This window comes from Gymnodinialimonas ulvae (assembly GCF_037543845.1).
Classification (GTDB): domain Bacteria; phylum Pseudomonadota; class Alphaproteobacteria; order Rhodobacterales; family Rhodobacteraceae; genus Gymnodinialimonas; species Gymnodinialimonas ulvae.
Genome location: NZ_JBBIFX010000002.1, coordinates 245,590 through 266,695 on the forward strand (window position 1 = coordinate 245,590; position 21,106 = coordinate 266,695).

Consider the following 21,106-nt stretch of genomic DNA (forward strand, 5'->3'; position numbering starts at 1 on the left):
GGCTGAGGATTGGCGGGTTTGGGGCGGATCGGCAAGGGGCAGCTAAAGGCCCGCAAGGAAGCCGCGGACATCTGACGGTGATTTCAAATGATGGATCACAACCTGTGGCCCGGCCTTTTCCATCCATCGGAGGTTCGTGAGGCGGTTCTTTTCGCGCGTGTCCCAGATCCACTTCCAGAACTCCAGGCTGACTTGTTCCGGGCAGCCGTCGGGCAGGTCGGGACGCGTTTTGCCGTAGTGCAGGACGGTGCGCTTGCCGACGCGCCAGGCGCGAAGCCAGAGCGGGAAATCGAGGTTGATGAGCGTGTCGCATCTTTGCAGGCGGTGGTCTTTCGTCGCGCCGAGGCCGCCTTCCAAGATCCACGTGTCACGGTTCTGAACCTCCATCGCCAATACGATCTTGTCGGGCTTGGGGCGTTCGACCCAGCCGGAAATCCAGTGGATCTGATCCATGTGATAGACCGGCAGGCCGATCCTTTCACCAAGAAGGCGCGCGAGGGTGGATTTGCCGGAGCCGGGCTGGCCAATGATCATCACCCGGCGCATCGTTCATTCGGCGGCGGCGATGTCGTCGGTGCCGATGAAGCCGCCGGATTGACGGTTCCAGTAGCGCGCGTAGAGGCCGTTTTGGGCCAGCAGCGCATCATGGGTGCCGTCCTCAACAATGCGGCCCTGATCGAGCACGATGATCCGGTCCATGGCCGAGAGCGTGGAGAGGCGGTGGGCGATGGCGATGGTGGTCTTGCCCTCCATCACGCGGGTCAGCGTGTCCTGGATCGCGGCCTCCACTTCGCTGTCCAGCGCGGAGGTGGCCTCATCGAGGACAAGCACCGGTGCGTCCTTGAGGAAGGCGCGGGCCAGCGCGATGCGTTGACGCTGGCCGCCGGAGAGCTTCACGCCGCGCTCGCCGAGGAAGGCATCGTAGCCGGTGCGGCCTTTGAAATCTTCGAGCTGAAGGATGAAGTCATGCGCTTCGGCGCGTTTGGCGGCGGCGATCACCTCGGCCTCGGTAGCGTCCGGGCGGCCATAGAGTATGTTGTCACGCGCGGTGCGATTGAACATCGCGGTCTCCTGCGTGACCATGGCGATCTGCTGACGGAGGCTGTTCTGGGTGACCTGCGCGATATCCTGCCCGTCGATCAGAATACGACCCTGTTCCGCATCGTAGAGCCGCATCAGAAGGTTCACGAGGGTCGACTTGCCCGCGCCGGACGCGCCCACGACGCCGAGTTTCTGGCCCGGCTCAACCACCAGGTCGATCCGGTCCACACCGCCGGTGCGCTGGCCATAGGCGAAGCTGACGCCGTCGAATTCCACGCGGCCTGCAAGGCGCGGCAACGCGGTCGCGCCGGGCGCATCGGTCAGGCCGTGGGCGGGGGTCAGGGTGCGCATGCCATCCTCCAACTCGCCGACATTGGAATAGATACCCATCAGCGTGAAGGAGACCCAACCGGTCATCTGAGAGATCCGCATGGAAATCGCGCCGATGGCGGCAATCTCGCCCGGCGTCACTGCGCCGACCCGCCAGAGCAGCACAGCGCCGATGACAAGCAGGACAGGCAGAAGCCCCGCCACGGTCATCAGCACGAAGCGGAAGGCGGTCGACAGATATCCGAATTGCAAAGCCGCATCGCGGTAGCCCGACATCGCGCCGATTGCGGCGGTATCTTCGTGGTCGGTATGGCCGAAAAGCTTGACGGTCTTGATGTTGGTGATGGTGTCAACGACCTGCCCGGTGACATTGGCGCGGGCGGCGGCGCGGGCCTTGGCGCGGATCCGAATGCGCGGCAGATACCAGCGGATCAGCGCGGCATATACCCCCATCCACAGAAGCAAGATCACCGCGATCCGCCAGTCGATGGCGACCAGAAGGCCAAGCGTGCCGAGGATGGTGATGACGGCATAGACGGCGGCGGAAATGACCTCCTGCACGACGTTGACGAGGGCGGAGGCCGATTGCGCCTGCTTCTGTGCGATGCGGCCGGCGAAATCATTGTCGAAGAAGGTGACGTCATGGCCAAGCGTCCAGCGGTGCAGGCGCGACTGGATCAGCGGCGCGAGGTTGGGCGGCAGGACGATGCCGGTGAAGGCGGCGGAGAGCCCGAAGAAGAGCGGCCGGATCAGCAGGTAGAAGGCGATGTAGGCGGCGATCAGCAGCGCGTTTTCAGCGAGGTAATCGGCGCTTGCGCCCGTGGTGCTGTCGATCATGACGCCGAGGAACCAGGCGGATACGACCTCCATCAGACCGGCCATGCCGGAGGCTGCGGCAGCGAGGAAGATCACCGGCCATGCGCCCGAGAGGCACCAGCGGATGAACGCGCCAAGCGTCTGCGGCGGAGGCCCTTCGGCGGGGGCGAAGGGCGAAATCAGGGTGCCAAGCCATTCGCCGATGCGTTTGAACGCCGTCATTCTGCCGCCTCTCCGGTGTTGTCTTTGATGCCGATGAACCCGCCCGATTGGCGCGCCCAGAAGCTGGCATATAGGCCATTCGCGGCGAGAAGCGCGTCATGGGTGCCGTCTTCGAAAATGCGCCCTTGGTCAAGGACAACGATCCGGTCCATCCGCGCGATGGTGGACAGGCGATGAGCGATGGCGATAACACTCTTGCCCTCCATCACGCCGTAGAGCGTGGCCTGGATCTGCGCCTCGACCTCGCTGTCCAGTGCGGAGGTGGCTTCGTCCAGCACGAGGATCGGCGCGTTCTTGAGGATCACGCGGGCGAGGGTGACGCGTTGGCGTTGTCCGCCGGACAGTTTCACGCCGCGTTCACCGACATGCGCGTCATAGCCCCTGCGCCCCTGCGGATCTTCGAGGTCGAGGATGAACTCATGCGCTTCGGCCCGTTTGGCGGCGGCGAGCATGTCGGTCTCGGTCGCATCGGGGCGCCCGTAGAGGATGTTGTCGCGCACGGAGCGGTGCAGGAGGGAGCTGTCCTGTTGCACCATGCCGATCTCGACACGAAGGCTGTCTTGCGTGACCTGTGCAATGTCTTGCCCGTCGATCAGAATGCGACCCTGTTCCGCATCGTAGAACCGCATCAAGAGCTTCACGAGGGTCGATTTGCCCGCCCCGGACCGGCCCACGAGGCCGACCTTTTCGCCCGGTTTGATGGTCAGGTTGAGCGCGTCGATCCCGCCGCGCCCGCGCCCGTAATGGTGGCTGACGCCATCGAAGGTGATCGCGCCATCGGTAAGCCGCAGGGGCTGCGCGTTCGGCGCATCGGTGAGTTGGATCGGTTCGGTGATCGTTTCCATCCCTTCGGACACGACGCCCAAAGCGCGGAAGAAATCGGAAAGCGCCCACATGATCCAGCCGGTCATCGCATTGAGCCGCAACGTGAGCGCCGTGGCGGCGGCGACCACACCGACCGAGGCCGCGCCCTGCGCCCAGAGCCAGATACCCCAGCCGACCACGGCCACGATCAGAAAGCCGTTCAGCGTTACCAGCATGATGTCCATCAGCGTGAAAATCCGCATCTCGCGCCCGAAGGTGCGCCGGGTCTCTTCGATGGCCTCCTTGGCATAGGCCAGTTCGGTGTCGTGATGGGCGAAGAGTTTGACGGAATGGATATTGGTGTAGCTGTCGACAACGCGCCCCGTGGTCATGGAGCGGGCATCGGCGGAGGCCTTGGAGGCAGGCCCGACACGCCGCATCGTCCAGCGCAGGAGCGCGGCATAAAGCGCAAACCAGGCGACAAGCGGGATGGCAAGGCGCGGGTCGGACCCGGCCAAAAGGATCGCCGCGCCAACGAGGTAGGCGAGCGCGAAGGTGATGGCATCGAAGACCTGGAAGATCGCGTCGCCCGCGCTTCCCGGCGTTTGCATGATGCGATTGGCGATGCGGCCCGCAAAGTCGTTCTCGAAGAAGCCGACCGATTGGCGCAGCACCTGCTTGTGCGCCCGCCACCGGACCAGCGCGCCGAATTGCGGCAGGATGGCGTTGTTCAGTAGCGCCACATCGAAGGCCTGCAGAAGCGGGCGCAGCACAAGGATGAAGGCCGCGGCCAACACAAGCTCGGCGCCGTGATCGGCCAGAACCTGCGCGGGCTCCCCTCCGGTCATGAGGTCCACGACCCGACCCATGTACCAGATCAGCCCGATCTCAACGGCGGCCACGACAACGGACATCGCCGCGGTGACGGCGAAGAGCCCTTTGAACGGCTGCGAATAGTCCCGGAAAAAGGGCCAAAGGCGCCGTGGCGGGCGATCGTTTTCGGGATGGTCCGAATACGGATCGACCAGGTTTTCGAAAAAGCGGAACATGACATTTGCCCCATGCCAGGCGGGAGGTATAGCGCCGTTATCCGAGAAACACCATGAGGGCCGAGGCGAGAAGGCCGGTGGCCATGACGCGGGCGAAGATTTTCCAGGCGTGCGGCGTGGTCAGAAGGAGTGCAAGAAGCGATCCCGCAAAGCTCCAGAACAAGCAAACGAAAAGGTTGAGGCCGGAGAACGTGGCCCCGAGGCGCAAGGCCTCGCCCCAAGGGCTCAGCCCGCCGGGAAAGCCCGATGCGGCGGCCAGCGCCACGGCCCAGATCTTCGGGTTCACCCATTGGAACAGGATCGCTTTCACGATGCCCCAGGGTTGATCCCCGGCCTGCCGCTGCCCCGATGCCGAGGATCGCCAAAGCGTGACGCCCATCCAGACGATCCATGCCGAGGCCACGACCTTCAGCGTCAGTTCAAGCGCCGGATACCGCCCCAGAAGCGCGCCGATCCCGATCCCGGTGAGCGCGGCGATGATGCCGACGCCAAGTGCGACGCCCGCAACATGCGGCAAGGTGCGCACAAAGCCGAACCGCGCGCCGGAGGCCGTCAGCAGGATGACATTTGGGCCGGGACTGAACAGGCCGACGAAGACGAAAGCGAAAAGCGGGTCCAAACTGCGGCTCCTGACGCGGACACATGCTCTTCCGTCCGCGTCCTCGCGCTGTCAACGCCCATCTTTGTTCCCTGAAAATGCAAATCCCACACCGGCCATCCCAAGCTGCCGCCGGAACGATGCCCGCGCGCATCGCGCGCCACGCCCAACGTGCAGGGGGCAGCCATCGGCTGCGCGCCAACACGGGAGCGCACCGGTCACAGTTCGAGGAGGGCCGCCCGGCTCAGGGTAAACCCGCTGTCAATCCAGGCCTGCTCCAACGCACGCAGCCGTTGGCCAAGTGCGGGGCCGTCCAACGCGGGCATCAGATCGGCGGCTTTGACCGGAAAGACCGCCGCCGCGCCGGTTTCCGCCGCGGTGATGGCGTCGGGATCCACCGGCTGCTCGAAGAGGGCCGCGCGCAGCAAAAGGATATCGCGCGCCTTGTCCGACCCGTGGCGGTACCCCAGCTCACCGGCGGCGGTGCCCGCCTCCATTTCCGCGCGATAAAGCGCATGCTGCGTGGCCTCCGCCCGAGACAGGCGCAGGTCGGGTGCCTCGGACAAGGCGGCCAGCCTTCGGATCGGGTTGGCGTCCGGCTCCAGCCCGCTCAGGATCGTCAGAAGACGCGCCGACGCGCCGGGCAGGATCGCCTGCAACACGCCCGATTGCGCCATCGCGGCAACGCTGGGCGCGGAGTCCGGCGCGGCCAGAAGCTTCATCACCTCGGTCGTGACGCGCTCGGTCGCGATGCCCGCAAGGCCATCGACATGGGCGGCGCAGGCGGCCAGACCATCGGCGTCGAGGCCGCCTTCGGGATCGGCATACCACGCGTGGAACCGGAAAAAGCGCAGGATGCGAAGATAATCCTCTTCGATGCGCTGGGCGGGCGCGCCGATGAAGCGCACGAGGCGCGCCTGCAGGTCGGCGAGGCCATGGCCATTGGGGTCGATCACCGCGCCTTCGCGGGTCGCATAAAGCGCGTTGATTGTGAAATCGCGCCGTGCGGCATCCTCGGCGATGTCGGTGGAAAAGGCGACCGTGGCATGGCGTCCAAACGTCTCTATATCGAGGCGTAGGGTCGTAATTTCGTGCGGTTTGTCCAGCGCCACAACGGTGACGGTGCCGTGGTCGATCCCGGTGGGAACAACGCGCAGGCCGGCGGCTTTTGCGCATTCCATGACCGTCTCGGGGCGCGCATCCGTGGCGATGTCGATGTCATCGACGGGCTGATCCAGAAGACCATCCCGCACGCAGCCACCAACGAACCACGCGTTGTGACCGGCGAGCGCGTCGAACACCGCAAGGGTGCCTGGATGGATCAGCCATGGCGCCGTAAGCCGCATCACGCGACACTGTCGGCGAGTGATTTCAGAATCCGCGCCGTGGCGCCCCAGATGTAATAGGGCCCGTAGGGAATGGTGAAGAACTCGCGCCGCATGCCCCTCCAGCGGCGGCCTTCGACGGCGTAATTGGCAGGATCCATCAGGAATGCCAGCGGCACGCGGAAGCATTCCGCGACCTCGCCAGGTTCGACAGTGGGCTCAAAGTCGCGCTCGACCCGTGCGAGGATGGGGGTCACGGCGTAGCTTGTGACGGTTTCGTGGGGCGGCAATTCGGCAAGGATGGTGACGATATCGGGAGGCAATCCAACCTCTTCGCGGGCCTCGCGCAGGGCGGCCTGCGAAGCGGTCTCGGCACCGTCCAGCTTGCCGCCGGGAAAGGCGATCTGGCCGGGGTGATGTTTCAGTGTCGAGGCGCGTTTCGTCAGGATCACCTGATCGTCCAACACGCCCATCAGCACGGCGGCGGGGCGCAGTTTGCGCCCCTCGGGCAGGATCACGCCCGGGCTCAGGTCATAATCCGAGGAGGGATGCGCCGGAGCCTTGTCCAGCGCATCCACAAGGGTTTCGAGATCAACGCGGTGTCCCATCGGGGTCTTTCTCGGCCTCGAACCCCAGGGTCAGGGGATCGAAGTCGTAATGCGCGCCGCAGAACTGGCAATCGGCGGTCACGCGACCGTCGTCGGTGGTCATATGCGCGATGTCCTTGGCCGAATAAATCGACAGCGATTGCCGTACGCGCTCATCTGAACAGGTGCAGCCGAAGCTCACCGGCTGCGCATCGAAGACGCGGGGCTGCTCTTCGTGAAACAGCCGCACCAGAAGGTCGGTGGGCGCGACATGGGGCCCGATCAACTCCATGGCATCCGCCGTTTCCAGCAGGATCTTCGCGCGGTTCCAATCTTCGGCGGTGTCGTCATCCACCAGATCGTCGGCCGTCAGAAGCCCCGCTTCGCCGCTGCCACCGCCCTGTGCCTCAAGCGAGGCCTCGGGCATCAGCTGCACCATCACGCCACCGGCGCGCCACGACGCGGCCTGTCCGGGTTCCTGCGCCTTCCCGTAGGAGAGCTGGAACTTGGTTGGCAATTGCTCGGACTGGGCGAAATAGGCCTCGGCACAGGACGCAAGCGACCCGCCGGCCAACGGTGTGATGCCCTGATACGGGGTCATATCCGCGCCCTGGTCGATGAGGATCGCGAAATAGCCCGACCCGATTTGCGGAAACGGCTCTCCCGCCGGGTCGAGTTTTTCGGCATCATAAGAGGCATAGGCCCGGATGCGCGCAGGTTCACCTTCCGCCTCGGGGGCGAGGAAATCAGTCGCAATCAAGCGGATTGGCCCGTCCGAGCGGACCTGTAGCGACAGTTTCCAGCGCAGCTTGATCGTCTGCCCGATCAGAGCGGTCAGCAGGGCCATTTCGGCCACCATCGCCTCTACCGGGGCGGGGTAATCGTGCTGTCCGAGGATCCGGTCAAGCGTGGTGTCAAGCCGCGCCACCCGGCCGCGCACATCGGAGCGGTCGAGTTGAAACGGCAAAACGGTGTCGTCCCACGCGAGCTTCGTGGTCAGGGTCATGATCGTCCCCCTTTACTCATTCTTTGGAAAGTCTGGTCCCATATAGGCGGGCAATCGGCAACACCAAACCCCGCTGGCCCATCCGGCGCCGCAGTTCCGCCTTGCGCCTGCCGCATGGGGCTGGAACACGAGAACCACCGAATTCAAGTAGCCCGACCACCGATGAAACTTCTCTTTGTGCATCAGAATTTCCCGGGTCAGTACCGCGAACTGTTCGCATGGTTGCGGGCACAGGGTGGGCATAAGCTGGTGTTCTTGACCCAGCGCAAGGATGTGCCGCGCCTGTCGGACGCGCGCATCGTGTCCTATGACACGCATCACAAACCGGCCAAGGATGCCTATGCGCTGACCCAATATTGGGAGGAATGCGCGGGCAACGGATTTGGCTGCGCGCAGGCGGCGGAGCGTCTGAAAGCCGAAGGGTTCACGCCGGATATCATCCTCGGCCATGTCGGTTGGGGAGAGTTGACGTTCCTCAAGCAGGTCTGGCCGGATGTGCCGATCATCGGGTATTTCGAGTATTTCTTCCTCGCCAAGGGCGGCTCGGTCGGGTTCGACCCCGAATTCCCGGCCAGCCCCCATGCGCCCTATACGATGCATGCCCGCAACGCGGTCAATTTCGCCAATATCCAGACCGTCGATCTGGGTCATTCGCCGACCCAGTGGCAGCGCGACACCTTTCCCCAGGCATTCCGCGACAAGATCTATGTCCGTCACGATGGCATCCGCACCGACCGGCTTCTGCCCGATCCGAAGGCGCAGGTCGCGCTGGGTCGTCTGGGGCGTGCGGTCACGCGGGAGGACGAGATATTCACCTATATGGCCCGCAATATGGAGCCAACGCGCGGCTTTCACGCGTTCATGCGCGCGCTTCCCCATATCCTTGATGCGCGACCCAATGCGCGGGCGCTGATCATTGGTGGCAATGATGCCTCCTACGGCAAGAAATCCGGCACCAGCGGTGGCTATCGTGCCGAGATGGAGCGCGAGGTTGGCGACCGTGTCGATTGGAGGCGGGTGCATTTCCTTGGGCGGGTGCCCTATGCGGATTACCAGAAGATCATTCAGGTCAGCCGCTGCCATATCTACCTGACGGTGCCGTTTGTGCCGTCGTGGAGCCTGCTGGAAGCGATGTCGATGGGGACCAATATCGTCGCCTCCGACGTGGCCCCGGTGCGCGAGGTGATCACCCATGGCGAGACCGGCCTGCTGGCCGACTTTTTCGATCCGGAAGACATCGCACGCAAGGTGGTCGATGTGCTGGAACGGCCGGGCACCTATGCGCATCTTGGCCCCAATGCCAGACGCCATGCCGTGACGCAGTACGATTTCACCGAGGTGTGCCTTCCCGATCATCTGGACCGGATCAACGAGCTCGTCCCCGACGCCAAACGCATCGCCTTGCCCTAGATCCGCGGGCGCCGGCCAGTCTTTTCACCTTTGACGCCGCAGGGGGTTCCGTGGCACTGCAGAACGGCAGGGGCGGGCAACAGATGGGCAGCCACAGGATGGCAGAGAAGATCCTTTTGACCGGCGGGGCGGGGTACATCGGCTCGCATACCTATGTGGCGCTTGTTGAGGCGGGCTACGAGGTCACGATCCTCGACAATTTTCAGAACGCCAACCGCTCGGTCATCGCGCGGCTGGAGCAATTGACCGGCAAGCCGGTCCCGCTGGCCGAGGCGGATGTCCGCGATGCGACGACACTGGCCAGCTTGTTCGCGGACCATCAATTCGACGCGGTTGTGCATTTTGCCGCCCTCAAGGCGGTGGCGGAAAGCGTCGAGCGGCCGTTGGATTATTTCGACGTGAACATCGGCGGGTTGATCACCCTTTTGCGGGTGATGGAGGCGGCGGGGTGCCGGACCATCGTCTTTTCATCCTCGGCCACGGTTTACGGCGTCCCGGACGAAACGCCGACGCCCGAGACCGCGGAATTCCGCGCGATGAACCCCTATGGGCAGACCAAGGTGTCGGGTGAGCAGATCCTGAACCAGTTGGTCGCCGCCGACGCGCGGTGGGCCGTTGGCATCCTGCGCTACTTCAATCCGGCGGGCGCCCATGACAGCGCGCTGATCGGGGAAGACCCGCGGGATACGCCCAACAACCTGATGCCCTTCATCGCCAAGGTCGCCGCCGGGGAGCACCCGGAATTGCAAGTGTTCGGCGATGATTACGACACGCCCGATGGCACCGGCGTGCGCGATTACATCCATGTCGAAGACCTGGCGCGGGGCCATGTCCTGTCGTTGTCCTCGCTGTTGGGCAAGCGGCAGACGCATTTGGTGAACCTTGGGACGGGCGAGGGGCATTCGGTGCTTCAGATGGTGGCCGCCTACAAGCGCGCCAGCAACCGCGATGTGCCCTATAGCGTGACGGCGCGGCGTGCAGGCGATGTGCCCGTCTACGTGGCGCAGGCGGAAAAGGCCGAGGAGATCCTTGGGTTTCGAACCGTGCGTAGCCTTGATGAGATGTGCGCGTCGTCGTGGAAATGGATCGCCGGACCGCACAGCAAGGAAGACCCCGGATCGGAGGGCGACGCATGACCCGAACGGCGCTTGTCACCGGCTCGGCCGGGTTCATCGGCTACCATCTTTGTCAGCGGTTGTTGGACGATGGCTGGCATGTCATCGGCCTTGATGCGATGATCGATTACTACGAGGTGAGCCTGAAGGAAAGGCGTCATGCGATGCTGCTGCAGAATGCGGGCTTCACCGCCGTCACCGCGCGGATCGAGACACCCAGTATCCTGCATGACCTGATGGAGACGCACCGGCCCGAAGCGGTTGTGCATCTGGCGGCGCAAGCGGGCGTGCGGTATTCGATCGACAACCCGGAGAGTTATGTCGAAGCCAACCTCATCGGGACCTTCCGCCTATTGGAGGCGATGCGGGCCTTCCCGCCCGCGCATTCGCTGCTGGCTTCGACCTCTTCTGCTTACGGCGCCAACACCGAAATGCCCTATGCCGAAACCATGCGCGCCGATCATCAGATGTCGTTCTACGCGGCCACCAAGAAGGCCAACGAGGCGATGGCGCACAGCTACGCCCACCTCTACGACCTGCCGACGACGATGTTCCGGTTTTTCACCGTCTATGGCCCGTGGGGGCGGCCCGATATGGCGCTGTTCAAATTCACCAAGGCGATCCTCGAAGACCGGCCTATCGACGTCTACAACCACGGCGAGATGAGCCGCGATTTCACCTATGTGACCGATCTGGTCGACGGCATCGTGCGCCTGATTGCGGCGGTGCCGGGGGACGACCCGGTCGAAGGCGACAGTCTTTCGCCTGTTGCCCCGTTTCGGGTCGTCAATATCGGCAATTCCAATTCCGTACGGCTTCTGGACTTCATCGAAGCCATCGAAGCGGCCACCGGGCGCAAGGCAGAGAAGAATTTCATGGACATGCAACCCGGTGACGTGCCCGCGACCTGGGCCGATGCCAGCCTTTTGCAGCATCTGACGCAATACACGCCCCGCACCGATGTGCGCGACGGCGTGGCGGCCTTCGTCGCCTGGTATCGCGCCTATTATGACGTCTGACGACAGGGAGATTTGCGATGAAGATCACGCGTGCGGATGAGATAAGCACGGGGCCCGCCCCCGCCGATTACTTCACCGGCGAGGTGATGAGCGCGACGTTGCACCAATCCGGCGGCGCCGACCGGGTCGCAACCCTTCGTGTGCATTTCGCCCCCGGCGCGCGGACGGCGTGGCACACGCATCCCCATGGCCAGCGTCTGATCGTGACGCAAGGCGAGGGTTGGGCGCAGACCGACGGGCAGCCGAAACAGGTGATCCGCCCCGGCGACGTGATCTGGTTCGAGCCGGGCGAGCGTCATTGGCATGGCGCAAGTGAGACGTCGGCCATGGAACACATCGCCATTCAGCAGATCGAGGATGGCCGCACCGCCGACTGGGCCGAGCAGGTGACAGAGGCCGATTATCTGGGCTGAGGCCACGCCGCCGCTCTTGATTGTTCCGGCCCCATGCAAGACACAACGACCGCTCTCCAACTAGGAAAAAAGACCCATGCGCATCACGATGATCGGCACCGGTTACGTCGGCCTTGTCTCGGGCGTTTGTTTTTCGGACTTCGGCCATGACGTGATCTGCGTGGACAAGGATCCGCGCAAGATCGAGATGTTGCAGGCGGGCGAGGTGCCGATTTACGAGCCGGGCCTTGATGCGTTGATGGCCAAGAATGTGGAAAGCGGGCGGTTGTCGTTTACCACCGACCTCAAGACGGCCGTTGCGGGCGCGGATGCGGTGTTCATCGCGGTGGGGACGCCGACGCGGCGCGGCGATGGGCACGCGGACCTGACCTACGTGATGGCGGCCGCCGAAGAGGTGGCGCAGGCCCTGACCGGCTATGCGGTGATCGTGACGAAATCGACGGTCCCCGTGGGCACCAACCGCAAGGTGAAACAGGTGGTCGCCAAGGCCAACCCGGCGGCGGAGTTCGACGTCGCCTCGAACCCAGAGTTCCTGCGCGAGGGTGCCGCGATCGACGATTTCATGCGCCCCGACCGCGTTGTCGTCGGCGTGCAGACCGAGCGCGCTGGAGAGGTCATGGCCGAGATCTACCGCCCCCTGTTCCTGCGCGATTTTCCGATTGTGACCACCGATCTGGAAAGCGCGGAGATGATCAAATACGCCGCCAACGCGTTTCTGGCGACGAAGATCACCTTCATCAACGAGATTGCCGCGCTTTGCGAAAAGGTCGGCGCGGATGTGAAGGAAGTCTCCAAGGGCGTCGGCATGGACGGGCGCATCGGCAACAAGTTCCTGCATGCCGGGCCCGGTTATGGCGGCTCGTGTTTCCCGAAGGACACCAGCGCGCTGGCCCGCATCGGGCAGGAGCATGCGATGCCGCAGAGCATCGTTGAAACGGTGATCCGGGTGAACGACGACATCAAGCACCGGATGATCGAAAAGCTGCGTGACCTATGCGACGGGTCGTTCAACGGCAAGACCATCGCGGTGCTTGGCGTGACGTTCAAACCCAACACCGACGACATGCGCGATGCGCCGTCGCTGACCATTGTGCCCGCAATGGTGGGCGGGGGCGCGAAGGTGCGTGTGGTCGATCCGCAAGGCTTCCGCGAGGGAGAAGCCTTGCTGCCCGGGGTGGTCTGGTCCGACGATCCGTACAAGGCGGCGCATAATGCCGATCTGGTCGTGATCCTGACGGAATGGAATGAGTTCCGGGCGCTGGATCTGGACCGCATGGCCCGCAAAATGGCGCATGCCCGGATGGCAGATCTGCGCAATGTCTACAGCCCGCGGGATGCAAAACGCGCCGGATTCGAAGCTTATGAGGGTGTCGGACGTTAAGGCGACCGCGCGTCGAATCCGACGCCGAGGTCAGCCTGCGGCTCGTCCTGCGTCGCACGGGTCCGCCCTTGGATCCCGCGTGACACCCGCCGATTGTTACAAATTCCGCGCGATTATCACGGCTCGATCACGCGAAAACGGGGTGGCATCACAGACCGTTGAATTATGCGCTCACGCTGGCATCACTTGCGCGGCATGTACTTGAAATCCTCTGTTTTTGCACCTGATCCAAGGCCTAGCGTTTTGGCAGGCGGCGTGCACGTGCCCCGCCAAAACAAACGAAACACGAAGGGATATCCAAATGAAACGTTTCGCACTTGCCACCGCACTCGCCGCTTCCGTCGCCGCTCCGGCCTTCGCCGATGGGCATACGTCGCAGTTCGCCGTCATGCACTTCAACATGTTCGAAGACAACGCGCTTGAGATGCGCAACCCGAACGGTGAGATAATGATGGCCGATCTCGGTATGGGCTCCACCCTTGGCGATGTGTTCACTCAGCTGAACCTGACCGCTGAAAACATGAGCGACTTGCGCGGTACCGGCGAAACGGTCACGATCATCGCCTCCGATCCCGAGCATGCGGCGGAGATCTTCCGCCGCCTGATGGCAGCCGACGACGACAACTGATCAACGTCTTTCGAAATCGATTATGCCTCCGCGCACTGGCGGAGGCATTTTCGTTTGGCTTAGGCCATCTGCGGACGCCATATCCAGAACGCGAACGTTCCAACCCTTTTTAATGAATTCTGAAATTTGGCATCGCACCGCCGGAACCTTTTGGACGGTGGCGCAGTTGAGGTGCGGTAAACACATTGAAAGGAAGACCCATGTTTCGCTTTACGATTGCGACCGCTGCCACCGCGCTGCTCCTGAGTCCCGCATTCGCGCAGACGACGACGGAAACCGCTGAAGAAATCCTCAACGACAGCGCCGATACGGTTTTGGAAGAGACCGATGCAACGCCTGTCGAGGGCGCGCCGGATTGCGACAATCCGACTGCCGAGGAAGCGAACGATGATGCCGATACCGCGACGGATGAAATCGAATGCCCCAGCGCCGTGTCCGGCGAGCCGGACGCCGGCGAGGAGGAGTTCGAACGGCTTGAGGAAGAAGATGATGAGGGTGTCGAAATCGACGAATAACGGCATTGGTGTTTGACCAGATGCAAACCCGAATAGCGGCCCCGCATCAGGGGCCGTTTTTCACTCAGGCGAGGCCCGCGCGCAGCAGATCGTGCAGATGAAGCAGCCCGATCGGGCGCATCGCGTCATCCACCACAAACAGCGCGGTGATCTTGTTTTCGGACATCATGGCCATCGCTTCGGCGGCCAAAAGCTCCGGCGCGATCACCCGCGGGCTGTGCGTGGCCACCTGACCGGCCGCGCGATCCGAAAGATGTGCGATGTTGCGCCGCAAATCGCCGTCCGAGATCACGCCAGTCAACACGCCGCCTTCGATCACACCGGCGATCCCAAAGCTCTTTTCTGACATCACAACCAGCGTCTCCGGCATCGAGGTCTCGGCGCTGACCAATGGCAGGGCCTCCGCGCCATGCATCAACTGCGCCACGGTCGAAAGCTGCGCGCCCAGTTTGCCACCCGGATGGAACGTGCGGAATTGTTCGGGTTGAAAGCCGCGCCGCTCCATCACCGCAACCGCCAGCGCGTCGCCAAGCGCCAGGGTCAAGGTGGTCGATGTGGTCGGCGCCATGCGCAGCGAACAGGCCTCTTCCACATTCGGCAGCAGCAGGCGATGGTCCGCCGCGCGCATCAGGGTGCTGTCGGCCCCTTTCGAGATCGCCACCAGAGGGATCGAGAAACGCGCAACATGGGCCACGATATCGCGTAATTCCGCCGTTTCGCCGGAATTCGAGATCAGGATCACAAGGTCCCCGGGCATGATCATGCCAAGATCGCCATGGCTTGCCTCGGCCGGATGCACGAAGGCCGACGGCGTTCCGGTGGAGGCAAAGGTCGCCGAGATCTTGCGTGCGATATGGCCGGATTTGCCGATGCCCGACAGGATTACGCGACCTTTGGTGGCCAGAACCGCCTCGGCGGCAGTTTCGAAATCATCGGGCAACGCTTCGGACAATGCGCGCACAGCGTCGCCTTCGGTGCGCAGGACGCGCGCGCCGGTGTCGCGCAGGGAGGGCTTTGGATCCGTAACCATGGCAGCCGTTTAGCCCGTCGCCACGCCCTTGGCGAGAGGATTGGCTTTTGGCCGGGCGCGGGCCGTGCAAAAAGGTGGGCGACAGGAGGGACGCCCCATGAACCGACGCTTCGGAGCGCCGCCCCGCGACGGCATCCGCTATCCGCCGCGCCCCGGCGCCTATGTGATCATTGACGCAGGCGACAGCCTTCTTGCGTCGTTCCAGGATGCGCCCGTCCCTGAATTGCAATTGCCCGGCGGAGGCATTGATCCGGGCGAAGGGACGCTGAGTGCGCTGCACCGCGAGGTCCTGGAAGAAACCGGCTATCGCATCCACGGCCTGCGCCGCATCGGAATGTTCCATCGCTACACGTTCATGCCCGATTACGACCGCTATGCACAGAAGCTTTGCAGCATCTATACCGCCCGGATCGGGCCACGCGTCTCGGCGCCGACCGAAGCGGGCCACAGCGCGGTGTTCCTGCCGTGGACCGTCGCGGTGGAGCGGCTTGGCGTCGCCGGCGACCGGGATTTTGTGGCGCGTTACCTGGCCACGCGTTAACGCCCGGAGAATTCGACCAGAAGGGCGGAGATGTCGTCGGGAAATTCGTCGGACCCCGCGAAGCCGACCAGATCTGACCGCAGGGTTTCGAGGAAGCCGGTACCCCCGGCGGCCTTGTTGCGCTCCATCATTTCGATCAGCCCCTCTTCCTCCAGCATGTCGCCATCGGGGCGGGGGCATTCGGTCAAGCCATCGGAATAAAGCAACAGACGGTCGCCCGGATGCAGCTGCACCTCGAACGAGCGGAATAGAATGTCGGGCAGAAGGCCCACGGGCATGTCGCCATCGCCGACCATCTCGACCTGGCCATCGGCGCGTTGCACCATTGGATGCGGGTGGCCCGCCTGCACCATCCGCACCAGCCCGGTCTCAAGGTTCACAAACGCCATCGCGATGGTGAAATAGCGATCCGTCTGCACCTCTTTCAACATCAGGTCATTCAGACGTCCGACCGAGACATCGGGAGGCAGATCTACCAATGATCCATCGAGCCCCCGCACCAGTGAAATGTTCTGATCGGGAGAGGCCTCGGACAGCACACCGGCGATCCGCGCGGCGATCATGGCGGAGGCCACACCATGGCCCGAAACATCCAGGCTGAACAGCCCGATGATGGTCTCATCGACCGGAAAATAGCCGACCATATCGCCGCCGACATGGCCGCTGGCCTCAAGCAGGAGGGACACATCGGCGCCGTCAAAACGGCGGCGGCGGTCTTGCAGAAGGGCCAATTGCAGGCGCCGCGCCTCGTCCAGATCGCGGTCAATGGCCCCGTAAAGCCCCTGCAATTCGTCCAGAGCGTCGGAGAGAATGCCGTTCTTGCTGCGCAATTCGCGCTGCATCGCAACGATCCGCGCGCCTGCGTTCATCCGAGCGCGCAATTCCGGAGGGCTGACGGGTTTTTGCAGGAAATCATCCGCGCCGGCCTCCAGCCCTTCGGCGAGCGCGTTGCGTTCCTTGCGCGATGTCAGCAGCAGCACATACGCATAACTGCCGGTGTCTTCCTCGCGCAGGCGGCGACAGAATTCCGGCCCCGTCATCTCCGGCATCATCCAGTCGCACAGGATCAGGGAGACATCGGGATTGCGCGCATGATCGAGCGCTTCGAACGGATCGCCGGTGGAAATCGCATCATGTCCCCACTTACGCAGCAAGGCGCAGACAAGGTTGCGCTGCGCGGGGCTGTCATCGAGCACCAAAACCGTCGACGCACCGGTCGAGGCCACCGGAGTGGCATTTGTCGGGCCTGCCACGGCAACGGGCGCGATGTTCATCGACACTCCTCTCAACAGAGTCGCGCCACCATGGAGCGCAGGTCTTAACGTCCCGTGAAGCCGACAATTTGAACTGCTTCGCTGCGGCGTGATGCGAGTTTGTTAAGCTTTGTGCTGCTAGGGTCGTCGCGGGGGCCTCCTTAGAGGTGCAAGATGTTGTCTGTGGATTGGGACCGCCTGAATGAATTGAAGGCTGATATCGGGGATGAGGATTTCGCCGATGTGGCGATGCTGTTCGTCACGGAATTGCAGGATACGCTTTCGGCGCTCACGCCGGAAAATGCCGCGGCGGATGATTTCCATTTCCTGCGCGGCTCTGCATCGAACCTGGGGTTTACGGCCTTGGTCACGGCCTGCTCCACGGCGGAGGCTGCGTGCGCCTCGGGACAATCGCCCGATGTCGATGCGGTCCGTACCGCCTTCGGCAGCGCCCTGGCCGAAATGTCGAAAGAAATGCCCGACCTCGCGCTGGCCGCCTAGGCACCTGGTCGCGCCGCGCGGCTACGTGGCCGGGCCTTGACGTATGCGGTCAGATCAAGAAGTCGGCGAGGATCTGATCGTCGGTGATATCGCGAAACCCGAACCCGCGCGACGCGACCCGTTCGGCAAGTTCCGGAAAACTCCCCGGCCGTTCCGTCTCGATCCCGATCAGGACGGAGCCGAAATTGCGCGAGTTCTTCTTGAGGTACTCAAACCGCGTGATGTTGTCCTCTGCCCCCAATAGGTCGAGGAAATCGCGCAACGCACCCGGGCGCTGCGGCAGACGGAGGATGAAGTATTTCTTCAACCCCTGCCAATTCTGCGCCCGTTCCTTCACCTCGGGCAGGCGTTCGAAATCGAAATTCCCGCCCGATGTGACGCAGACCACGCGCTTGCCCTTGATCTTGTCTGCAATGTCGTCGAGCACGTTCACCGAAAGCGCACCGGCGGGCTCCAGCACGATGCCTTCCAGGTTCAGCATCTCCTGAATCGTAACGCAGATGCGGTTTTCCGGCGCGATCAGAACGTTGGTCTTGGGAATGTCTTTCAGAACCTCGAACGTGCGGTCGCCGATCCGCGCAACGGCCGCGCCATCCACGAAAGTGTCCTTGATTTCAATGGTCTGAGGCGCACCGATCTTGAGCGCTGCGGTCAGGCTCGCCCCACCCGCCGGTTCCACCAGCGTCAGCTCAGTCGACGCGCCCATGTCGCGCAGATACGATAGCATCCCAGCCGACAGACCGCCCCCTCCGACCGGCAAGATCAGATGATCTGGCGCGCCGCCCAATTGCTCCATCATTTCCACCGCGACCGAGGACTGGCCCTGGATCACGTCGGGATCGTCAAATGGCGACAGGAAATGTGCGCCCGCTTGCGTGCACCATGCTTTCGCGGCGGCCAGCGTTTCGTCGAAAAAGTCGCCTTCCAACACGATCTCGACCGCGTCGCCGCCAAAGGTGCGGGTCTTGAGCACCTTTTGATTGGGCGTTGTCACGGGCATGTATATACGCCCTTTGACCCCGAAGTGCGAACAGACGAAGGCCACGCCCTGCGCATGGTTGCCTGCGCTGGCGCAGACGAATTGCATCTGGTCAGGATACGCGTCGCGCACCTTGCGCATCGCATTGAAGGCCCCGCGCAGCTTGTAGGACCGCACCGGTGACAAGTCCTCGCGCTTGAGCCAGATCTGCGCCCCATAGCGTTCGCTTAGATAGGCATTCTTCAAAAGCGGCGTCGCCGGAAACAGGTCGCGCAGGGCCTCGGTCGCGGACCGGGCGGTGGTGGCAAAATCTCTCATGCCGTTTGAGGTGGCGCGTTTCGTCGCCCCTGTCCAGCGCTCAGTTCAGCTGTCGGCCTTCGATCAAGTTGCCGTAAAGCGTGGTCAGGAGGGCCAGATTGGCCAGAATCTGAACCCAGAACACCAGCAGCGTCAGGATCACCCCGATCACCCCCAAAAAGCCGAGCGCCGAATTCAGGATGAAGAAAATCAGCGGCAGGATGATGATCGGCAGAAGGATCGCGCTTGCCACCGGTGCCGTGGCGGACCAGCTTTCGCCCATCTTCATATATTGCCCCAGCGCTGCCGACGGCAGGATCAGCCCAAGGCGCGTCAGCACCCAGGTGAAGCCGATCGTGAGACCAATGGTCAGGAACAAGGCCAATCCGGTCGATGGCACGGCGCTGAGCACGATCCCGATCACCACCGAGGCCGCAAAGCCCAAAAGCATCATCATCAACGCGATGCGAACCACCGCCCAGACATAGCCCTTGATCATGGACCAGCTCCAATTGGCGGCGACGCCGTTTGGCATTTCTTCCAGCAGCACATAGCGGTGCCAGCCCACGGCAGCCCAGGAATACAAGATCAGGAAGATCGGAATACACAGGATGAAGGCCAAAAAGAATCGACCGCCAAAGGTCAGGGCCTCCGCCTCGCTGCCGAACGGCAAATCTGCGGGTTCTCCGAAAGCCGCGCCGGGTTGTTGTTGCAGCAGCTCCATGAAGATCGGGCCGACAATTGAGAACAAAAGCGCCGCGCAAAGCGCATAGGCCAGAATGATCGGGATGATCGTGATCCGCGCCGCCGCGCCAAGATTGCCGAATACCTGCTGAAACACGTGTCGTAGAAGTTGATAGCCGTAGTCCATTGGTCGTCTCCGCTCGCTTGCCCCGCCTTTGAAAACCCGGTATCGCCCGCGCGGTCAACCATTTGTGATGGAGTTTTCCCATGTCTGCGCCCAAGAAGGTGGTGCTTGCCTATTCTGGCGGCCTCGATACCTCGATTATTCTCAAGTGGTTGCAGACGGAATACGGCTGCGAAGTGGTGACTTTCACCGCTGATCTCGGGCAGGGCGAGGAGCTGGAGCCCGCCCGCAAGAAGGCCGAGATGATGGGCGTCTCGGAGATCTTCATCGAAGACCTGCGCGAGGAATTCGTGCGCGATTTCGTCTTCCCGATGTTCCGCGCCAATGCTGTGTACGAAGGGCTCTACCTTCTGGGCACCTCCATCGCGCGGCCGCTGATTTCCAAGCGTCTGGTCGAGATCGCAGCCGAGACCGGCGCCGATGCGGTCAGCCATGGCGCGACCGGAAAGGGCAATGATCAGGTCCGGTTTGAGCTTTGCGCCTATTCCCTGAACCCCGAGATCAAGGTGATCGCACCATGGCGGGAATGGGACCTCGGCAGCCGGACGAAACTCATTGAGTTTGCCGAAAAGCACCAGATCCCGATCGCCAAGGACAAACGCGGCGAAGCCCCGTTCAGCGTCGATGCAAACCTTCTGCACACATCGTCCGAGGGCAAAGTGCTTGAAGATCCCGCCGAAGAAGCGCCCGATTATGTGCTGCAGCGCATCACGCGGCCCGAAGATGCGCCCGATGCGCCCGAGATGGTCGAGATCGGGTTCGAAAAGGGCGACGCGGTCTCCATCAACGGCAAGGCGATGAGCCCGGCCACGATACTCACCGAGTTGAACCGGCTTGGCGGCAAGCACGGGATCGGCATTCTTGATCTGGTCGAAAACCGGTTTGTTGGCATGAAATCGCGCGGCATCTACGAGACGCCGGGCGGTGAAATCTTGCTGGAGGCACACCGCGGGATCGAACAGATCACGCTCGACAGCGGCTCGGGGCACCTGAAGGATTCAATCATGCCGCGCTACGCGGAGCTGATCTACAACGGCTTCTGGTTCTCGCCCGAGCGCGAGATGTTGCAGGCCCTGATCGACAAATCGCAGGAGCATGTGACCGGCACCGTGCGCGTGAAGCTCTACAAAGGGGCCGCCCGCACAGTCGCGCGCTGGTCCGATCATTCGCTCTATTCCGAGGCGCATGTAACCTTCGAAGAAGACATGGGCGCCTACGATCAGACCGATGCGCAGGGCTTCATCCAGCTCAACGCTTTGCGCCTGAAACTGCTGGCTGCGCGCAACCGCAAGTTCAGGTGATAGCCTGCCCGCGGCGTGACGAGCTGCGCGGGCCTTGGCAACCCGCCGCAGCGTTACACTTGCCCTGCGTTTGCCCG

Annotated in this window: 21 protein-coding genes; 10 read left to right on the forward strand and 11 right to left on the reverse strand. The window is 63.0% G+C overall.

Features of this window, described 5'->3' with window-relative positions:
• Positions 1-42: 42 nt before the first annotated feature.
• The 7 genes from V8J83_RS10985 to hslO all read right to left on the reverse strand — a co-directional run bounded on the left by V8J83_RS10985 (position 43) and on the right by hslO (position 7,778).
• On the reverse strand, positions 43-534 hold the full coding sequence (locus V8J83_RS10985; protein WP_339986343.1) for a P-loop NTPase family protein: 492 nt from the start codon (positions 532-534) through the stop codon (positions 43-45).
• Between the two features lie 15 nt (positions 535-549).
• Entirely contained in the window at positions 550-2,409 is a 1,860-nt protein-coding gene (locus V8J83_RS10990; protein ID WP_339986344.1) for an ABC transporter ATP-binding protein, read from the reverse strand.
• Entirely contained in the window at positions 2,406-4,262 is a 1,857-nt protein-coding gene (locus V8J83_RS10995; protein ID WP_339986345.1) for an ABC transporter ATP-binding protein, read from the reverse strand. The genes V8J83_RS10990 and V8J83_RS10995 overlap by 4 nt, the downstream gene beginning before the upstream one ends.
• A 37-nt stretch (positions 4,263-4,299) precedes the next feature.
• Entirely contained in the window at positions 4,300-4,881 is a 582-nt protein-coding gene (locus tag V8J83_RS11000; RefSeq protein WP_339986346.1) for a LysE family translocator, read from the reverse strand.
• 197 nt (positions 4,882-5,078) lie between these two features.
• Positions 5,079-6,206 (reverse strand): CCA tRNA nucleotidyltransferase, encoded by a 1,128-nt coding sequence (locus tag V8J83_RS11005; RefSeq protein ID WP_339986347.1) that lies wholly within the window; start codon positions 6,204-6,206, stop codon positions 5,079-5,081.
• The gene (locus V8J83_RS11010; protein ID WP_339986348.1) at positions 6,206-6,793 is read right to left on the reverse strand and encodes an NUDIX hydrolase; all 588 of its coding nucleotides are present in this window, start codon (positions 6,791-6,793) and stop codon (positions 6,206-6,208) included. Before V8J83_RS11010 ends, V8J83_RS11005 begins: the two co-directional genes overlap by 1 nt.
• Positions 6,777-7,778 carry an Hsp33 family molecular chaperone HslO gene (gene hslO, locus V8J83_RS11015; protein WP_339986349.1) on the reverse strand — a complete coding sequence of 334 codons (1,002 nt, stop codon included), beginning with the start codon at positions 7,776-7,778 and terminating at the stop codon, positions 6,777-6,779. The genes V8J83_RS11010 and hslO overlap by 17 nt, the downstream gene beginning before the upstream one ends.
• A gap of 162 nt (positions 7,779-7,940) precedes the next feature.
• Between hslO and V8J83_RS11020 the strand changes: the two genes are divergently transcribed.
• From V8J83_RS11020 to V8J83_RS11050, 7 genes are all read left to right on the forward strand, one after another.
• Positions 7,941-9,188 carry a glycosyltransferase family 4 protein gene (locus V8J83_RS11020; protein ID WP_339986350.1) on the forward strand — a complete coding sequence of 416 codons (1,248 nt, stop codon included), beginning with the start codon at positions 7,941-7,943 and terminating at the stop codon, positions 9,186-9,188.
• Between the two features lie 98 nt (positions 9,189-9,286).
• Positions 9,287-10,324 (forward strand): UDP-glucose 4-epimerase GalE, encoded by a 1,038-nt coding sequence (gene galE, locus V8J83_RS11025; RefSeq protein ID WP_339986351.1) that lies wholly within the window; start codon positions 9,287-9,289, stop codon positions 10,322-10,324.
• Positions 10,321-11,322 (forward strand): NAD-dependent epimerase/dehydratase family protein, encoded by a 1,002-nt coding sequence (locus V8J83_RS11030; RefSeq protein WP_339986352.1) that lies wholly within the window; start codon positions 10,321-10,323, stop codon positions 11,320-11,322. Before galE ends, V8J83_RS11030 begins: the two co-directional genes overlap by 4 nt.
• Positions 11,323-11,339: 17 nt before the next feature.
• On the forward strand, positions 11,340-11,735 hold the full coding sequence (locus V8J83_RS11035; protein ID WP_339986353.1) for a (R)-mandelonitrile lyase: 396 nt from the start codon (positions 11,340-11,342) through the stop codon (positions 11,733-11,735).
• Positions 11,736-11,811: 76 nt separating this feature from the next.
• The gene (locus V8J83_RS11040) at positions 11,812-13,116 is read left to right on the forward strand and encodes a UDP-glucose dehydrogenase family protein (protein ID WP_339986354.1); all 1,305 of its coding nucleotides are present in this window, start codon (positions 11,812-11,814) and stop codon (positions 13,114-13,116) included.
• A 301-nt stretch (positions 13,117-13,417) separates the two neighbouring features.
• Complete coding sequence (locus V8J83_RS11045; RefSeq protein ID WP_339986355.1) at positions 13,418-13,744, forward strand: hypothetical protein; 327 nt, start codon at positions 13,418-13,420, stop codon at positions 13,742-13,744.
• Between the two features lie 200 nt (positions 13,745-13,944).
• The gene (locus V8J83_RS11050; RefSeq protein ID WP_339986356.1) at positions 13,945-14,259 is read left to right on the forward strand and encodes a hypothetical protein; all 315 of its coding nucleotides are present in this window, start codon (positions 13,945-13,947) and stop codon (positions 14,257-14,259) included.
• Between the two features lie 64 nt (positions 14,260-14,323).
• On the opposite strand, the gene V8J83_RS11055 is transcribed toward V8J83_RS11050, so the two are convergent.
• Entirely contained in the window at positions 14,324-15,289 is a 966-nt protein-coding gene (locus tag V8J83_RS11055; protein WP_339986357.1) for a KpsF/GutQ family sugar-phosphate isomerase, read from the reverse strand.
• A gap of 97 nt (positions 15,290-15,386) precedes the next feature.
• On the opposite strand from V8J83_RS11055, the gene V8J83_RS11060 reads away from it, so the two are divergent.
• Entirely contained in the window at positions 15,387-15,830 is a 444-nt protein-coding gene (locus V8J83_RS11060) for an NUDIX domain-containing protein (protein WP_339986358.1), read from the forward strand.
• On the opposite strand, the gene V8J83_RS11065 is transcribed toward V8J83_RS11060, so the two are convergent.
• Positions 15,827-17,104, reverse strand: a complete 1,278-nt coding sequence (locus tag V8J83_RS11065; RefSeq protein ID WP_339986359.1) for a PP2C family protein-serine/threonine phosphatase — start codon at positions 17,102-17,104, stop codon at positions 15,827-15,829. The two genes, V8J83_RS11060 and V8J83_RS11065, sit on opposite strands and share 4 nt — an antisense overlap.
• A gap of 153 nt (positions 17,105-17,257) precedes the next feature.
• Between V8J83_RS11065 and V8J83_RS11070 the strand changes: the two genes are divergently transcribed.
• A complete protein-coding gene (locus V8J83_RS11070) occupies positions 17,258-17,584 on the forward strand; it encodes an Hpt domain-containing protein (RefSeq protein WP_339986360.1) in 327 nt (108 codons plus the stop codon).
• 49 nt (positions 17,585-17,633) lie between these two features.
• Here the strand turns inward: V8J83_RS11070 and ilvA are convergent, their stop codons facing one another.
• On the reverse strand, positions 17,634-18,881 hold the full coding sequence (gene ilvA, locus V8J83_RS11075) for a threonine ammonia-lyase IlvA (RefSeq protein ID WP_339986362.1): 1,248 nt from the start codon (positions 18,879-18,881) through the stop codon (positions 17,634-17,636).
• Between the two features lie 40 nt (positions 18,882-18,921).
• On the reverse strand, positions 18,922-19,731 hold the full coding sequence (locus tag V8J83_RS11080) for a hypothetical protein (protein WP_339986363.1): 810 nt from the start codon (positions 19,729-19,731) through the stop codon (positions 18,922-18,924).
• Between the two features lie 80 nt (positions 19,732-19,811).
• Here V8J83_RS11080 and V8J83_RS11085 point away from each other — a divergent pair, with 80 nt between their 5' ends.
• Positions 19,812-21,029, forward strand: coding sequence for an argininosuccinate synthase (locus V8J83_RS11085; protein ID WP_339986364.1), 1,218 nt, complete (start codon positions 19,812-19,814; stop codon positions 21,027-21,029).
• Positions 21,030-21,106: the final 77 nt, after the last annotated feature.

Bases quoted from the DNA above. Each gene is read 5' to 3' on its own strand.
- V8J83_RS10985 (WP_339986343.1), bottom strand. From the start codon at position 534: ATGATCATTGGCCAGCCCGGCTCCGGCAAATCCACCCTCGCGCGCCTT.
- V8J83_RS10990 (WP_339986344.1), bottom strand. From the start codon at position 2,409: ATGACGGCGTTCAAACGCATCGGCGAATGGCTTGGCACCCTGATTTCG.
- V8J83_RS10995 (WP_339986345.1), bottom strand. From the start codon at position 4,262: ATGTTCCGCTTTTTCGAAAACCTGGTCGATCCGTATTCGGACCATCCC.
- V8J83_RS11005 (WP_339986347.1), bottom strand. From the start codon at position 6,206: ATGCGGCTTACGGCGCCATGGCTGATCCATCCAGGCACCCTTGCGGTG.
- V8J83_RS11010 (WP_339986348.1), bottom strand. From the start codon at position 6,793: ATGGGACACCGCGTTGATCTCGAAACCCTTGTGGATGCGCTGGACAAG.
- hslO (WP_339986349.1), bottom strand. From the start codon at position 7,778: ATGACCCTGACCACGAAGCTCGCGTGGGACGACACCGTTTTGCCGTTT.
- V8J83_RS11020 (WP_339986350.1), top strand. From the start codon at position 7,941: ATGAAACTTCTCTTTGTGCATCAGAATTTCCCGGGTCAGTACCGCGAA.
- galE (WP_339986351.1), top strand. From the start codon at position 9,287: ATGGCAGAGAAGATCCTTTTGACCGGCGGGGCGGGGTACATCGGCTCG.
- V8J83_RS11030 (WP_339986352.1), top strand. From the start codon at position 10,321: ATGACCCGAACGGCGCTTGTCACCGGCTCGGCCGGGTTCATCGGCTAC.
- V8J83_RS11035 (WP_339986353.1), top strand. From the start codon at position 11,340: ATGAAGATCACGCGTGCGGATGAGATAAGCACGGGGCCCGCCCCCGCC.
- V8J83_RS11040 (WP_339986354.1), top strand. From the start codon at position 11,812: ATGCGCATCACGATGATCGGCACCGGTTACGTCGGCCTTGTCTCGGGC.
- V8J83_RS11045 (WP_339986355.1), top strand. From the start codon at position 13,418: ATGAAACGTTTCGCACTTGCCACCGCACTCGCCGCTTCCGTCGCCGCT.
- V8J83_RS11050 (WP_339986356.1), top strand. From the start codon at position 13,945: ATGTTTCGCTTTACGATTGCGACCGCTGCCACCGCGCTGCTCCTGAGT.
- V8J83_RS11055 (WP_339986357.1), bottom strand. From the start codon at position 15,289: ATGGTTACGGATCCAAAGCCCTCCCTGCGCGACACCGGCGCGCGCGTC.
- V8J83_RS11060 (WP_339986358.1), top strand. From the start codon at position 15,387: ATGAACCGACGCTTCGGAGCGCCGCCCCGCGACGGCATCCGCTATCCG.
- V8J83_RS11065 (WP_339986359.1), bottom strand. From the start codon at position 17,104: ATGAACATCGCGCCCGTTGCCGTGGCAGGCCCGACAAATGCCACTCCG.
- V8J83_RS11070 (WP_339986360.1), top strand. From the start codon at position 17,258: ATGTTGTCTGTGGATTGGGACCGCCTGAATGAATTGAAGGCTGATATC.
- ilvA (WP_339986362.1), bottom strand. From the start codon at position 18,881: ATGAGAGATTTTGCCACCACCGCCCGGTCCGCGACCGAGGCCCTGCGC.
- V8J83_RS11080 (WP_339986363.1), bottom strand. From the start codon at position 19,731: ATGGACTACGGCTATCAACTTCTACGACACGTGTTTCAGCAGGTATTC.
- V8J83_RS11085 (WP_339986364.1), top strand. From the start codon at position 19,812: ATGTCTGCGCCCAAGAAGGTGGTGCTTGCCTATTCTGGCGGCCTCGAT.